We start from the raw sequence: 15,028 nt of genomic DNA on the forward strand, positions 1-15,028 counted from the left end.
ATAGAAATAGTATTAATCTGCGATTATCAGCGAAATCAGCGGGGAAAAACAAAAAAAAATGAAATTAGTAATAGTTACAGCAGTAGAAGAGTTTCAGAAAGATATTTTAAACATCTTTAAAAAAGCAAATATTGAAAATTTTAGTAGTTCTGATATTGATGGGCATAAAAATACTCCTTCATTATTAAAAGCTTCTAATTGGTTTTCTGGAGAGAAAAATGGTAATGGATCGATTATGTTCTTTTCATTTACTAAAACAGATAAAATTGATGGTCTTTTTACGATTATAAAAGAGTTTAATAACAATTTAGAAACTAATAACCCTATAAGAGCCATTGTGCTTCCTGTAGAAAGATTTATATAATTTAAAAAAAAGATAAAAAATGTTAAACAAATATTTTAGAGTAATTGTAGGAGTAATGGTTTTATTAAGTGTGGTGCTTTCGGTTTACGTAAGCCAAAACTGGATGTGGTTTACCGTTTTTATAGGGGTGAATTTAATTCAGTCTGCATTTACAAAATGGTGTTTGTTAGAAACCATTTTAGTGAAATTAGGAGTTAAAAAATAAGAGCTCATCTAAAATTGATACTTATTCGATAATTTTTTCTGGTTGTTTTAAAAGATATTTTATAGAATAAGTTCTTGTAAAATGTGCTCCATAAAAGAGAATTAAGCTTGTGTAAGAAACCCATAACATTATTAAAATTATTGAGCCCGCAGCACCATAAGTAGAACCTGGTTCTAGTTCGCTAAAATAAATTGCAAGTAAATATTTACCAACAACAAAAAGAATAGATGTTAATAAAGCACCAATTCTAACAGCTCTCCATGGTACATTTGCATTTGGTAAAATTTTAAACATAGCTGCAAAAACAAAATAAATAGAAGCTAAAGAAATAAAAATATCCAACGTAAAAATAGAATTCACTAAATCACTAGAAATAATATTTTTTAAATTTTCTCCAAAAGTACTTAGTAGTGAAGTTAAGACGAGGCTTATTAATAGTAAGAACACAATAATAAGGATAAAACCAAAACTTTTTAATCTTACAAAAATAGTTTCTAAAACACCATTTTTAAACCTAGGTTTAGCATTCCAAATGGAATCTAAAATATTTTGTATTTGAAAAAATACACCTGTAGAACCGTATATTAAAGTTGCAATTCCAATTATTGTTGTAAAAAATGAAGTTTTTTTATCTCCATCATTAACCATCATTCCTTTTATTGTATTTGCTGTTTCTGTACCAATAGCGTTCGATATTTCGTTTAAAATTTGTCCTTCTACAATTTCTTTTCCCCAAATAGAGCCAACTAGGTTAAAAATGATTATTATAAGCGCAGGTAAAGAGAGTATTGCATAATAAGCAATAATTGCAGCTTTATTAAAAGGGTCATCATTAAACCAAGATTTTGCACTTGTTATTAATAATTCGGGCAAATGTTTTAGTTTGAATTTAATTTTATCTTTTTGCTTTGTCATACAAAGCAAAAATACACATTGAAAAAGAATTTACATATTTATTTTTCAATGTGTGTTTTTAGTGTAATATATGCTGCTAATTTTTTAAGTTGTAAAAGAAGTATTAAATTCTACTTTTTAGTTTATATAATTTAGAATTTATCCTCTATGTCTTCTTCTATTTCTAGGCTCAAATTTTTTACCTTCGCCTCCTAAACTATTAAATTTCCACGTAAAAGTTAACATTGCATATTGTTTTAGTACTGTACTAGAAGAATCTTGAATGTAATCTTCTGTAGCAACTCTTCTTGCATTTGTGTTTTGATTTAAGATGTCATACACCTTTATACCCAATGCTCCTTGGTCTTTTAAGATTGAATATCTTAAAGTAGTATTCCAGAACCAAGCACTTTTTTGAAAACCATCTGCAATATTTGGGTTGTAGTTAAATTTTACATCATTTCTCCATTCTATTTTTTTTGGTAAAAATGTAGCTGTACTTATTAACACATCGTGACTGGTAAAATTTTTATCGCTAAATCGTTCTATGTCGTAGGTGTTTTTGTTTACAGAAATAGAATATGAAGGTCTAATTTGTAAGATATCGTCCCACATAAAATCAAAACCAATTCTTGGTGAAATGCTAGTTGTTTTACTCGAGTATTGTACACCATTGTTAAAATTTATATTTTTATTATGGTTACCAAATACTTTAAATTCAGTTTTTAAACTACCAAAATCTTCCCATTTTTTGGTAACACTATAACTTCCGCCTGCTTGCATGTTATAAAAGCCATCTACATTTGCGTAAGAAGTTTCTCTAATAAGTGTATTTGTGTCTATTATGGTATTTGCAACCACTCTATCATTTGTAAAAGAAAGGTTACCAAAAGCCCAAAAACCAGTTCTTTCTTTCCAATTAAAATTAGATATTCCAAAACGCAAACTGTGTGTTTTTGTTGGGGCTAATTCTGGATTACCTGTTACAATATTTAATGGGTTAGATTCATCTCTAAAGGGTTGTAGTTGAGATAATGAAGGTGTACCGTTTCTAAAATTATATCTTAATCTATAACTACTTGTTCTATCTTTTCGATACCTAAGGTTTACTCCGTATTCTAAATTATTAAAATCTCTCGTTAAATTGGTTTCTGGTCTTAAGAAATCTTTGTTTTCTAGGGTTCTATTTACATAAGATACTTTTGCAGATGTAGACCATTTATCATTTCTAAACTCTAGTTTTGCACTCGGTTTTTTTACGTTGTCTAAATACTCAAAATCTGTACTTAATAAATTACTAAAGGCTGTGTAGTCACTTGTATTTTGATCAAAATTAAAAGTACTTCTTTTTCTTTTCGTTTTTGTGTTTGAATATTCATAACCTACATCAAAAAATAAAAGTTTAGATACTAATGGAAAACGATATACAACCTCACTACCTGTTTCTACGATGTCTGTAATTCCGTCTGAAAATTGGTCTCTAATAATTTGATCTGGATTGGTACCATAAATATTTGTTTCTGATTTTACCAAATCTTCAGTTTCCGTTTTTTTAACATTTACCGTTAGTTCTACTTTTAAAAAGGCGCCGTTATCACCAAATAACTTGGTTAGATTTATTTCGTTATCAATTTTTTTAATGTTAGAATCTGCAATAGAATTAGAGTTAGAGTCGTTGGTAAGATCATTAATATCATTAAAACTTTCTGAATTACTCATAAAGGTGTTTTTATTGATGTCTGCATTAAAATCAGTTTCAATATCAATTCTAAAAGTACTATCAATTTCAATTTCAAAATCTACGCTTGCGTCATGGCTATCACTTTCGTTAAAAGAAGTGTTATTCGATTTTCTGATAAAGCTTGTTCCATCAGATAAAAAGGTTTCTCTGTCGCTGGTTGTTTTATTATCCGAATTACTGTTTTTATAGAAGTAGTCGCTAGAGAGTTCAAATATATTTCCAAAAGCATTGATATAATTTACCCCATAATTGTTAGAAGTAACAATACCTTGTCCACCACCAAAACTTCTGTTGTTACCGCCAAACTGTAATCTTTGGTTTCCAAAACTAAAACCAGGTGAGTTTACATTGTTACCACCTGCTAAAAGACCAATTCTTTCGCTTTGTTTAAAACGAGTTGCCATACCTGCATATTCATATCTACCATCGGTACCTTTACCTGCGGCAACTTTACCAAAATACCCTTTATTGTTTTCTTTTTTAATAGTTAAGTTAATGGTTTTGTTTTCTCCATCAGAATCTTCACCAGCAAATGCTTGAGCTTTTGTTTTTGTATCCGAAATTTGTATTTTTTCAATAATATCTTTGGTAAGGTTTCTGGTTGTAATGGTTGGGTCGTTACCAAAAAAGGGTTTTCCGTTTACCAATATTTTATTTACCTCTTTTCCGTTTACGGTAATATTACCTTCATCATCAACCTCTACACCGGGTAGTTTTTTAAGTAAATCTTCTACATTTGCATCTTTCTTGGTTTTAAAAGATTTTACATTAAACTCTACGGTATCTTTTTTAATTGTGATAGGAGCACTAGATCTAATTACAATGGCATCTAATACGTTTGCAGGTTCTAATATTATGGTACCAATACTTTGGTTTTTTACAGTTACTATTTTACTGTAAGGCTTATAACCAAGATAAGAAACTACTAGTTTTACTTTAGCATCTGCAGTTGTACCACCTACATTAAAATACCCTTTAGAGTTTGTAATGGTATATGCAATAATACTACTGTCTTTTAACCTTTCTGTATGTACTGTTGCAGATTCTAAGAACTCATTGTCTTCTGCGGATTTTATGTTTCCTCTTAATTCAAATGATTTTGTTTGCGAATACGTGAGGCAACTTAAAAGTAAGCAAGTTAATAAAAGAAGTTTCTTCATTTTTGTTTGGTTGATTGGTTATTTGAGTAAGGTTTGAATAACTGTAACTAAATTTCTAGGCAAAGGTTTAATCAAATAATTAGATAATCTATTTTTTAACACAACTTTGGGATTTTGACGGGTTTAATCGCTTTTTTATGTTAAAAAGAACAAGGTTATTTCTGTGTTATAAAGTAGGTCTTTATATTAAATTAGTTGAGGTTTTTTAGTATTAGTACTTTCCTTCTGATGTAAAGAAGTTGTAGTTTGGATAAAAATATAGGACGAATGCATTTTTTAATTTCTTATTTTTATTTGTTCTAAATAAAAGCTTATATTTGCAGCATAATTATTTGTAATGATTGTTTTTTATACTGAAAGTAAGCCTGTAGTATCTTTGTTAAATGCATCTGTTTGTGATAGTGTTTGTTCTTCTAACTGCATAAAACCAAAAAGTAGCTGTTGCAATAAGTATAAAAAAAAGGGCATCAACTGTAAGCGATGCCCTAATATTTTGCTAAAAGCTTCTTAGTATATTATTTTTCTGTTAAACCGTTTTAATTTAAGGCGGTTATTATAAATATAAAAAAAGTGTGTAATTTTTATTTAAAAGCACTTAAACCTGTTACGTCTAGGCCTGTAATTAATAAATGAATATCATGCGTTCCTTCGTAGGTAATTACACTTTCTAGGTTCATCATGTGGCGCATAATAGAATACTCGCCAGTAATTCCCATTCCGCCTAACATTTGTCTTGCTTCTCTTGCAATAGTAATTGCCATGTCTACATTATTTCGTTTTGCCATAGAAATTTGCGCAGAGGTTGCTTTTTCTTCGTTTCTTAAAGTACCGAGTCTCCAAGCTAATAATTGCGCTTTGGTGATTTCTGTAATCATTTCAGCTAATTTTTTTTGTTGTAATTGAAACTGACCAATAGGTTTGCCAAATTGTTCGCGCTCCTTACAATAGCGTAATGCAGTGTCATAGCAATCCATAGCAGCGCCAATTGCGCCCCAAGCAATTCCGAAACGAGCCGAATCTAAACAACCTAATGGTGCTCCTAATCCAGATTTATTTGGTAACAAGTTTTCTTTGGGCACTTTTACATTATCAAAAATAAGTTCTCCGGTTGCAGAAGCACGTAGAGACCATTTATTATGCGTTGTAGGTGTTGTAAAACCTTCCATTCCGCGTTCTACTAATAAACCATGAATTCTACCTTCTTCATTTTTTGCCCAAACAACGGCAACTTGTGCAAAAGGAGCGTTAGAAATCCACATTTTTGCACCATTTAAAAGATAATGATCTCCCATGTCTTTAAACTTCGTTTCCATGCCCGAAGGATTAGAACCGTGATTTGGTTCTGTTAATCCAAAGCATCCCATCCATTTGCCAGAAGCTAATTTTGGTAAATATTTTTTACGTTGTGCTTCATTTCCATAAGTGTAAATAGGATACATTACTAAAGAAGATTGTACAGAAGCAGTAGAACGAACACCAGAATCTCCACGTTCTATTTCTTGCATAATTAATCCGTAAGAAATTTGATCTAAACCTGCTCCACCATATTCTTCTGGTATATAGGGGCCAAAAGCACCAATTTCTGCCAAACCTCCAATAATTTGAGTAGGAAATTCTGCTTTCTGAGCATATTCTTCGATAATAGGAGAAACATCGCGTTTTACCCAATCTCTTGCAGCATCTCGTATTAACTTGTGTTCTTCCGTTAATAAATCATCTAAATTATAATAATCTGGAGCTTGAAAAAGATCTTGTTTCATGTTTTGATATCTAAAAATTATACTATTAGTTTTTTTATGGGGTTGTTTAATTGTGTTATTTTAAACAAATATATGTATTGTTGTTAAATTTTAATTGATTTTAAATTAAAAATTAATAAAGTTAAAGATACAAAATCTATTAAAAGTAGATGATTTCTATTAAGTTTGTAAATATGAAGCATACCCTAGGAAAAGAAGAACGTTTAAAAAGCAAAAAGCTAATAGAAAGGTTGTATACGGAGAGAAATTCTGTAAAAGCGTTTCCTCTTAGAATGATTTTTTTACAAACAGAACATACATCAAATTTTCCTGCTCAGGTTGGTGTTTCTGTTCCAAAACGAAACTTTAAGTCTGCTGTAGATAGAAATCGATTGAAACGATTAATGCGAGAATCTTATCGTTTGCAAAAAGAAATTGTGTACAATAATTTAGAAAAACCGTATATTTTTATGATTTCGTATATTGGAAAAGAAGCATGTAACTATGATGAAATGTTCTTAAAAATGGAAAAATTGTTAACTCGGTTTGCAGACGAAACCAAAAATATAAATAATGATAAAGTTTAATCTTTCAAAAAAAACGATTCTTGTTCTTTTAGTCGGAACTCTTTTTTTGTCGTTTTCATTTAAATCTAAATTTTTTGAAGTTGCAAAGCAAATAGAAATTTACAATACGTTATTTAAGGAATTAAATATGTATTATATTGATGAAATTAATCCTGCAGAATTAACAAATAGTGCAATTAAAAATACATTGAAGGATTTAGATCCGTATACCAATTTTTATAATGAGCAAGATGTAGAAGATGCTAAAATTAGAAGAGAAGGTGAGTATGGAGGTATTGGGGTTACGGTGTATTATTTAAAAAATGGAATTCAAATTAACGAAGTTTATAAAGGATACGCTGCAGATAAAGCAGGACTAAAAGCAGGAGATGTTATTATTTCAGTTGATGGGCAGTCTGTAAAAAATATGGAAAGAGAACAGCTTTCTATGTTGATAAAAGGAACGCCAAACAGTACGTTTTCTGTTACATTAGAAAGGCAAGGTAATACTATTCAGAAAGAAATTACTAGAGATAAAGTGGTTTTAAACCCAGTTCCGTTTTCTAAAATGATTGATAAAGAAACAGGGTATATTGTTTTAACACGTTTTAATAACAAAGCATCATCCGAAGTAAAAAAAGCATTTAGAGCATTAAAAACAGCAGGAATGAAAAAGTTGGTTTTCGATTTAAGAGGAAATCCTGGAGGTTCATTATCTGAGTCTTTAAATATTTGTAACTTTTTTTTACCAAAAGGGAAAACACTTGTTACCACAAAAGCAAAAATTAAAAAATGGAGTAACATTTATAAAAGTAAAAATGAACCTTTAGATTTAGAAATTCCTATTGTGGTTTTGGTAAACGGTCGTTCTGCTTCTGCCTCTGAAATAGTAAGTGGTTCTTTACAAGATTATGATAGAGCTGTAATTATGGGGCAACGTTCTTTTGGAAAAGGATTAGTGCAACGTTATAGAAAACTAACGTATGGTACACAGTTAAAATTAACAATTTCTAAATATTATACACCAAGTGGTAGATGCATTCAAGAATTAGATTATGCCAATAGAGATAAAGATGGTAATGTGCCTAAGTTTTCAGATACAGGTATTAATGAGTTTAAAACGGCAAATGGTAGAAAGGTGTATGACGGAGGTGGTGTTTTACCAGATGTAGTTATTAAAACCTCTGAAAAAACAGCAGCAACTGAAAATTTATTAAGTTCTATGGCTGTTTTTAATTTTGTAACAAAGTATTATTATAATCATCCACAAATAGAAAGTGAAATTAATTTTGACTTTAAAGAAGCAGGTTTTACAGACTTTACCGATTATTTAAAAGTAGATACTACGTTTGTTACAAAACAAGAAAAACTGTTTAAAGAAGCTTACAAGGCATCAGAAGGAAAAAATATTTCTAAAGAGTATAGCCAAATTAAAGAGAAATTATTTAAAGATAAGGTTGATGAAATATCTAAAAATAAAGATATTTTAAAAAGCGTTATTAAAGAAGAAATATTAAAAAGATATTATTATGAAGAGGGTGTTTATATCCATAATTTAAAGAACGATTTGGTTATAAAAGAAGCCGTTAATTTATTGTTTAACCAAGATAAATATAAGCAACTATTATCCGCTAAATAATTTTATCTTTGAAAACTAAAATTTAGAATGGGAAAAATAAATAAAACAGATAGAACTAGAGCACAAGAGTCTACAAACGCAATAGAAAAATTATACATTTCTATGCGTCATTTATTTAGTAGAGGTTTTTATAAACCAATGGGAATTTCTGGAGAAACGTTACGTAAATCTTTACTTTCTTTAAGACCCGAAATTTATGGTTCAATTGCAGAAGAAAGAATTGAGTTAAATGGTTTGGTGTATGTTATAGAAAGACTTCCAAAAGGAATTGAAGAATGCCAGTTTATAAATTTAACCGCAGATGAAGGATATAGTGATTCTCATTTCGAAAGCATAATTCCACCAAAAAGAAGAAGAAACTGTTACAGAATAGATAAAGATCAAATGAACATAGAGATTACTCGTGGTCGTTCTGAAATTTATGATATTCTAACACACTTAACTTTTTTGTTTATTGAATCTCATAAAATTCAAAAAAGAGTAACCATAAATGAAGGAACAGACTTTATTAGAGAATGGAAATATTTAGAAGATATTGTTATTTATAATAAACAAATTACTGCCCAAGAAAGAGAAGTTGCTATTGCGCATTTAAGCAATATTTTAGGAAGAACTTTTGAAGAAGTATTAGACATTCATAAAACATTTAAAACAGCCCAAAATCAAGATCGTTTTTTTCAGTTAATCTATTGGTTAGGTAAGTTGGCAATTAATGAAGTTTTAGAGAATAAGAAAAGAAAGGTTACTTTTAGTTCTGTTTTAATTGAAGAAATTGGGCACCATATTTATGGTGATGTTTGGGCAAATAATATAAAGGTAGTTTTAAAAGAAAATAAACTTTTAAAGAGACCAATACATATTATTAGTGCAAATATGCATAGTGTGTTAAACTCTATTTATGCTAAAGGTGCGTTGCCAAATGAAGCAAAAGAACATGAGGGTTTCGAGTTGTTTCAATTGTTAAGTAACGCAGACAGTAAGCCATTGCAAAAAGCTGTTAAAGAATATGCTTCAGAAAACGGTTTAATCTATATTAAAGATACTTCTGGTACAAATATAAATGTACAAGTTATAGATACTGATAAAATTGATTTTGAATATGCTCCGTTTGATAAAGTAAATTCTATTAATAAAAGCCCTGTTATTATTGTAATGGATTATGCTTTTGGAGAACAAGCGTATGAAACAATGGATGAGCTTTTAAAACCTTATAAAAACACGAAAAAGAAAAATCATTTAGATGTAAAATCTGTTTCTATAATGGGTAAAGCAGGTATTTTAGAAGGAGGTAAAGGAGATATTATGATTCCGTCTGCACATATTTTTGAAGGTACTGCAGACAATTATCCTTTTAAAAATGAGTTATCTAAAGAAGATCTAGAAGGTTTTGGAGTAAAAGTCTTTGATGGTTCTATGATTTCAGTGTTAGGAACCTCTTTACAAAATAAAGATTTGTTAGAGTTTTTTCATGACTCTACTTGGAATGTTATTGGTTTAGAAATGGAAGGAGCACATTACCAAAAAGCAATTCAATCTGCATCAAAAATTAGAGGAAATATCGCAAAAAATGTAAAGGTGAGGTATGCTTATTATGCCTCTGATAATCCTTTAGAAACGGGTGGTACTTTAGCATCTGGAGGTTTAGGTATGACAGGAGTTACACCAACATATGCGATTACTCAAAAAATATTAGAACAAATTTTTTAATAGATTAAGATAAAATTTTACAACCAAATTAAAACAATGTCAACAAGTCAAAAAAATAGCGAAGAAGAAGTAGATTTAGGTTCTTTATTTGTAATTATAGGAAAAGGATTTTCTAAGTTTTTCAATTTTATTGCAAGTATTTTTAAAAGTATTTTTCATATACTAATTTTAATCTTACTCTTTTTTAAAAAAAATATTTTAAAAATTGGAATAGCAGTTATAATTGGGGGAGGAATAGGTGTTTTTTTAGAGGTTAAAAAACAAGATTTATATAGCTCGGACTTATTAGTAAAACCTAATTTTAAAAGTGCTAGACAATTATATAGTAATATAGATTACTATAATGATTTAGCAAAACAAAAAGATACTGCTAGTTTAATAAAAACGTTTCATTTAGATAAAGAAACAGCAGCTTCTTTAAAGAAGTTTACAATAGAACCTATAAAAACAGAGAATGATATTATAGATTCATATAATGATTTTATTACATCTGTAGATACTACAACGGTAAAGAGTTATGATTATGAAGATTTTAAACTATCGTTTTCAGAATACGATTATAAGGTGCATCAAATTCGTGTACTTGCTGCAAAAAATAATGTGTTTGCTAGTTTAGATGATGTAATTATTTCTTCTGTTGTTAGTAATAAATATTTTGATAGGTTAAAATCATTAACTAATGAAAATTTAAATAGAACAGATTCTTTATTACGCCAGAATTTAGGGCAAGTAGATTCTTTAAGAAGAGTTTATATGCAGGTGATGATTGAGGAAGCAAAAAAACAAACAAGCGGTACAAATATTGATCTAGGTGGAGAGAAACGAAGTACCAAGGAACTCGAACTGTTTGAAACTAACAGAAAAATTAATTCAGAATTAAAAGATGTTGTTAAAGATAGGTCAGAGAAATACGAAATTATAAATATTGTTTCAAATTTTCAGCCAATAGGTTATAAAATAAAAGGTGTAACTAAAAATTACGTCTTTTTATTAGGAGCTTTAGGAGCCGTTTTTATGATTTTATTTTTATTAATAAAACAACTAAATGTTTATTTAAATAATTATAAAAAATAAGGATGCAATCAATTTTAATAACAGGAGGAGCAGGATTTATAGGGGCAAATTTTATACCTTATTTTTTAGAGAATAATAAAGAGGTACAAATTGTAAATTTAGACGTATTAACTTATGCAGGTGATATTTCAAATTTAAGTGAGATTAAGGATGATTCGAGATATACTTTTGTTCAAGGAGATATTTGTGATCGAACTTTAGTAGAAAAATTATTTAAACAATACAATTTTAATGGTGTAATTCATTTTGCAGCAGAATCTCATGTAGATAACTCTATTAAGAACCCAGATGCATTTGTGAGAACAAATGTTTTTGGAACGTTTAATTTATTAGATGTTGCTAAAAATTACTGGATGGAAGCTCCAAACGTTTATAAAAAAGGATTTGAAACGGCTAGATTTCATCATATTTCTACAGATGAGGTATATGGAACTTTAGGAGCAACAGGTTTGTTTACAGAACAAACTTCTTACGCGCCAAACAGCCCTTATAGTGCCTCAAAAGCGTCATCAGATTTTATGGTAAGAAGTTATTTTCATACGTACGGAATGAATGTTGTTACCACAAATTGCTCTAATAACTATGGTCCAAAACAACATGATGAAAAGTTAATTCCTACTATAATTAGAAAAGCAATTTCAGGAGAAAATATCCCCATTTATGGAGATGGAAAAAATATTAGAGATTGGTTGTATGTTTTAGATCATTGTAAAGGAATTGAGTTGGTTTATAAAACAGGTAAATCTGGTGAGACCTACAATATTGGAGGAAAAAATGAACGCGATAACTTATATATAGTTGATAAAATTTGTGGAATTTTAGATACAATTATCCCTAAAAATACATCTTATAAAGAGCAAATTAGTTTTGTTAAAGATAGACCGGGTCACGATTTTAGGTATGCAATTGATGCATCAAAAATTGAAAGTGAATTAGGTTGGAAAGCAGATGAGAACTTTGAAACAGGTATACAAAAAACCATTGAATGGTATTTAAAAAAGTATCAATAATATGAAAGGAATAGTTTTAGCAGGAGGTTCGGGTACAAGGTTACATCCACTTACATTGGCAGTGAGTAAGCAGTTAATGCCCGTGTATGATAAACCAATGATTTACTACCCTCTTTCAACGTTAATTTCTGCGGGGATAAGAGAGATCTTAATTATTTCTACACCGCAAGATTTGCCCTTATTTAAAAAGCTATTAGGAAATGGAAATCAAATTGGTTGTAGTTTTCAGTATGAAGTTCAAGCAGAACCAAATGGGTTGGCAGAAGCGTTTATAATAGGTGAAAAATTTATTGGTAAAGATAAAGTAGCTTTAATTTTAGGTGATAATATTTTTTATGGTTCAGGGTTGTCTAATTTGTTAAAAGCCAATAACAATCCAGATGGAGGTATTGTATATGCGTATCATGTAAATGACCCAGAAAGATATGGTGTGGTTGAGTTTGATGACAATCAGAAAGCAATTTCAATAGAAGAAAAGCCAGAAAAACCTAAATCTAATTATGCAGTTCCTGGTATTTATTTTTATGATAATGACGTTGTGGAAATTGCTAAAAATATAAAACCAAGTAAAAGAGGCGAGTTAGAAATAACAGAAGTGAATAACGTGTATTTAAAAAAAGGGAAACTATCTGTAGAAATTTTAGATAGGGGAACCGCTTGGTTAGATACAGGGACTTTTGATTCTTTAATGCAAGCTGGTCAGTTTGTACAGGTAATAGAAGAAAGACAAGGTTTAAAAGTTGGTTCTATAGAAGAAGCAGCATACAGATCTGGTTTTATAACAAAAAAAGAAATGATAGAAATAACAAAACCTTTGTTAAAAAGCGGTTATTCTAATAATTTATTAAAAATATAATGATAGTAAAAGAAACAAGTTTAAAAGATTGTTTTGTAATAGAACCAACTTTTTTTAAAGATAACAGAGGTTGTTTTTTGTTGGAATACAATAAAAAAGAGTTTCAAGAAAAAACAGGTTTTGATGGAGATTTTGTATTAGGAAACCAATCTACTTCGCAATATGGTGTTGTAAGAGGTTTACACTTACAAAGAGGAGAATTTGCACAAGCAAAATTAGTACGAGTTGTAAAAGGTAAAATTTTAGATGTTGCTGTAGATGCAAGAAAAGGTTCTGAAACTTTTGGCAAAGTATTTTCTGTAGAATTATCTGCAGATAATAATAAACAATTATTTGTGCCTAGGGGGTTTTTACATGGCTTTTCTGTTTTAGAAGATGACACTATTGTATCTTATAAATGTGATAACTATTATGAGCCTGCAGCAGAAGATGGTGTTTTATTTGATGATAAAGATTTAAATATCGATTGGCAAATACCTGTTGATAAAGTTACTTTGTCTGAGAAGGATACCAAGTTAAAAGCGTTTAATGGGTTTTAAGTAATAACAAGTATAGAAATTTATCTAAAAAAATAGTTGTTTCTAGTTGTGCTTTTTAATTATATGATGAAGAGGGTATATTCTGAATATTTATTATTAGACAAAGATAAAGGAGGTAAGTTTGTAACTTATTGGAAATAGACTCAGTAAAAAATAAGTTACTTAAAGTAAAAAAAAATTGAATAGAATATTAGACTTTATTAAGATAAAAAGAATTTAAAAATAATTAAGAATTTTTCAGCTCTTACATTAATTCAAGTACTTAATTATTTATTTGTTTTATTGTTAATACCATATGTAGTTAGAATTATTCACGCAAATAATTTTGGGTTAATTACTTATTATAATGAGATATTAGTTTATTTTATAATTTTAGTTAATTTTGGTTTTGAATTTACCGCTACAAGAAAAATATCATTAAATATTGATGATAAATTAGAGATAAGAAAAATTTTTTGGGAGACAGTTTTTGTAAGAACTAGCTTAATGTTTTTTAGCTTTTTTGTCTTTTTCTTGATAATATTCTATGCAGAAAGTATATCCAATATTAGTTTATTGATAATCATTTTTTGTAAGATTATTGGTTTAACCTACCTGCCTACTTGGTTTCTTACAGGAATAGAAAAGAATAATATAGCAGCCTATTTTGTTTTCTTTTCAAAGCTAAGTGCTTTGATTTTAATATTGTTATTTGTCAATAATGAAGATGATTTTATTCTTTATGCATTAATTTTAACAATTGTAGAAATTGTAATAGGGTTATCTTTATTTATGTATGTAATTTATAAATATGATTTATCTGTAGTTATAAAACCAAACTTAAATTCGTTGTTTTCTATAGTAAAAGAAAATTTTTCAATTTTCTTAAATATTATTTTAAACCAATACGTAACTCTCAATTTTTTTCTATTAGGCTTCTTTGTTAGCGATGAATTATTAGGGTATTACGGAGGTGCTTTTAAAATAATTATGCCAATTATGATAATCACTTGGTTCCCTTTAAATCAATCAATTTATCCTTTAATGAACAGAGCATTTGATGAGGGTTTAAAAAAAGGAATTACCATTTTTAAAAAGATGTTACGCCCTATTTTAATATTTAATTGCTTATTAACGTTATTTATATATGTTGCTGCGCCTCTTTTAGTGAAAATAGTTTTAGGAAAAGAGTTTGTTAGTTCTGTTAGAATTTTAAGGATATTTTCATTTCTTCCAATTCTAGTAACTCTAACAAATTATTTAACAATACAAGGTTTGTATGCAATGAAATTAGAAAGGTTATCGCCTTACATTGGGTTTTTTGTGGGGCTTACTTGTTTATCTTTAAATCTAATATTCACACCTGATTATGGTGTTTTATCTTCTGCATATATTTGGGTCTTTACTCAATTATTAGCAGTATTAATTACCATGTATGTATTGTATAAAAATGGACTAAATGTCTTAGAAAGAAATAAGAATAGTTAGAAATATTAAATTGACTTTTATATTATTTTTTATGAAAAGAAAAAAGGTCAAGGTAGTTTTTAAAATA

At 28.9% G+C, this 15,028-nt stretch carries 13 protein-coding genes; 10 read left to right on the forward strand and 3 right to left on the reverse strand.

Going from position 1 to position 15,028, the window contains the following annotated elements; genetic code table 11:
- Window positions 1-58 precede the first annotated feature (58 nt).
- Together GQR92_RS13375 and GQR92_RS13380 are read left to right on the forward strand one after the other, a co-directional pair.
- Complete coding sequence (locus GQR92_RS13375) at window positions 59-364, forward strand: hypothetical protein (protein ID WP_158840351.1); 306 nt, start codon at window positions 59-61, stop codon at window positions 362-364.
- Between the two features lie 19 nt (window positions 365-383).
- Window positions 384-569 (forward strand): YgaP family membrane protein, encoded by a 186-nt coding sequence (locus tag GQR92_RS13380; protein WP_158840353.1) that lies wholly within the window; start codon window positions 384-386, stop codon window positions 567-569.
- A gap of 21 nt (window positions 570-590) precedes the next feature.
- Here the strand turns inward: GQR92_RS13380 and GQR92_RS13385 are convergent, their stop codons facing one another.
- The 3 genes from GQR92_RS13385 to GQR92_RS13395 form a co-directional block, all read right to left on the reverse strand.
- Window positions 591-1,484 (reverse strand): YihY/virulence factor BrkB family protein, encoded by an 894-nt coding sequence (locus GQR92_RS13385; RefSeq protein WP_158840355.1) that lies wholly within the window; start codon window positions 1,482-1,484, stop codon window positions 591-593.
- Window positions 1,485-1,622: 138 nt separating this feature from the next.
- Window positions 1,623-4,364: an outer membrane beta-barrel protein gene (locus GQR92_RS13390; protein WP_158840357.1), complete on the reverse strand. Its 2,742-nt coding sequence runs from the start codon at window positions 4,362-4,364 to the stop codon at window positions 1,623-1,625.
- A 581-nt stretch (window positions 4,365-4,945) separates the two neighbouring features.
- The gene (locus GQR92_RS13395; RefSeq protein WP_158840359.1) at window positions 4,946-6,124 is read right to left on the reverse strand and encodes an acyl-CoA dehydrogenase family protein; all 1,179 of its coding nucleotides are present in this window, start codon (window positions 6,122-6,124) and stop codon (window positions 4,946-4,948) included.
- A 173-nt stretch (window positions 6,125-6,297) separates the two neighbouring features.
- Between GQR92_RS13395 and rnpA the strand changes: the two genes are divergently transcribed.
- From rnpA to GQR92_RS13435, 8 genes are all read left to right on the forward strand, one after another.
- Window positions 6,298-6,690, forward strand: coding sequence for a ribonuclease P protein component (rnpA, locus tag GQR92_RS13400; protein WP_158840361.1), 393 nt, complete (start codon window positions 6,298-6,300; stop codon window positions 6,688-6,690).
- Window positions 6,677-8,308 (forward strand): S41 family peptidase, encoded by a 1,632-nt coding sequence (locus GQR92_RS13405; protein ID WP_158840363.1) that lies wholly within the window; start codon window positions 6,677-6,679, stop codon window positions 8,306-8,308. The genes rnpA and GQR92_RS13405 overlap by 14 nt, the downstream gene beginning before the upstream one ends.
- A 27-nt stretch (window positions 8,309-8,335) precedes the next feature.
- A complete protein-coding gene (locus GQR92_RS13410) occupies window positions 8,336-10,015 on the forward strand; it encodes a DUF6909 family protein (protein WP_158840365.1) in 1,680 nt (559 codons plus the stop codon).
- 36 nt (window positions 10,016-10,051) lie between these two features.
- Window positions 10,052-11,089: a hypothetical protein gene (locus GQR92_RS13415; RefSeq protein WP_158840367.1), complete on the forward strand. Its 1,038-nt coding sequence runs from the start codon at window positions 10,052-10,054 to the stop codon at window positions 11,087-11,089.
- Between the two features lie 2 nt (window positions 11,090-11,091).
- Window positions 11,092-12,099 (forward strand): dTDP-glucose 4,6-dehydratase, encoded by a 1,008-nt coding sequence (rfbB, locus tag GQR92_RS13420; protein WP_158840369.1) that lies wholly within the window; start codon window positions 11,092-11,094, stop codon window positions 12,097-12,099.
- Between the two features lies 1 nt (window position 12,100).
- A complete protein-coding gene (rfbA, locus tag GQR92_RS13425) occupies window positions 12,101-12,955 on the forward strand; it encodes a glucose-1-phosphate thymidylyltransferase RfbA (RefSeq protein WP_158840371.1) in 855 nt (284 codons plus the stop codon).
- Window positions 12,955-13,494, forward strand: a complete 540-nt coding sequence (rfbC, locus tag GQR92_RS13430) for a dTDP-4-dehydrorhamnose 3,5-epimerase (protein ID WP_158840374.1) — start codon at window positions 12,955-12,957, stop codon at window positions 13,492-13,494. The genes rfbA and rfbC overlap by 1 nt, the downstream gene beginning before the upstream one ends.
- Window positions 13,495-13,719: 225 nt before the next feature.
- Window positions 13,720-14,961: an oligosaccharide flippase family protein gene (locus GQR92_RS13435; RefSeq protein ID WP_302849612.1), complete on the forward strand. Its 1,242-nt coding sequence runs from the start codon at window positions 13,720-13,722 to the stop codon at window positions 14,959-14,961.
- The last annotated feature ends 67 nt before the right edge of the window (window positions 14,962-15,028 follow it).

Origin of the sequence: Polaribacter sp. L3A8, assembly GCF_009796785.1 — a bacterium.
Classification (GTDB): Bacteria; Bacteroidota; Bacteroidia; order Flavobacteriales; family Flavobacteriaceae; genus Polaribacter.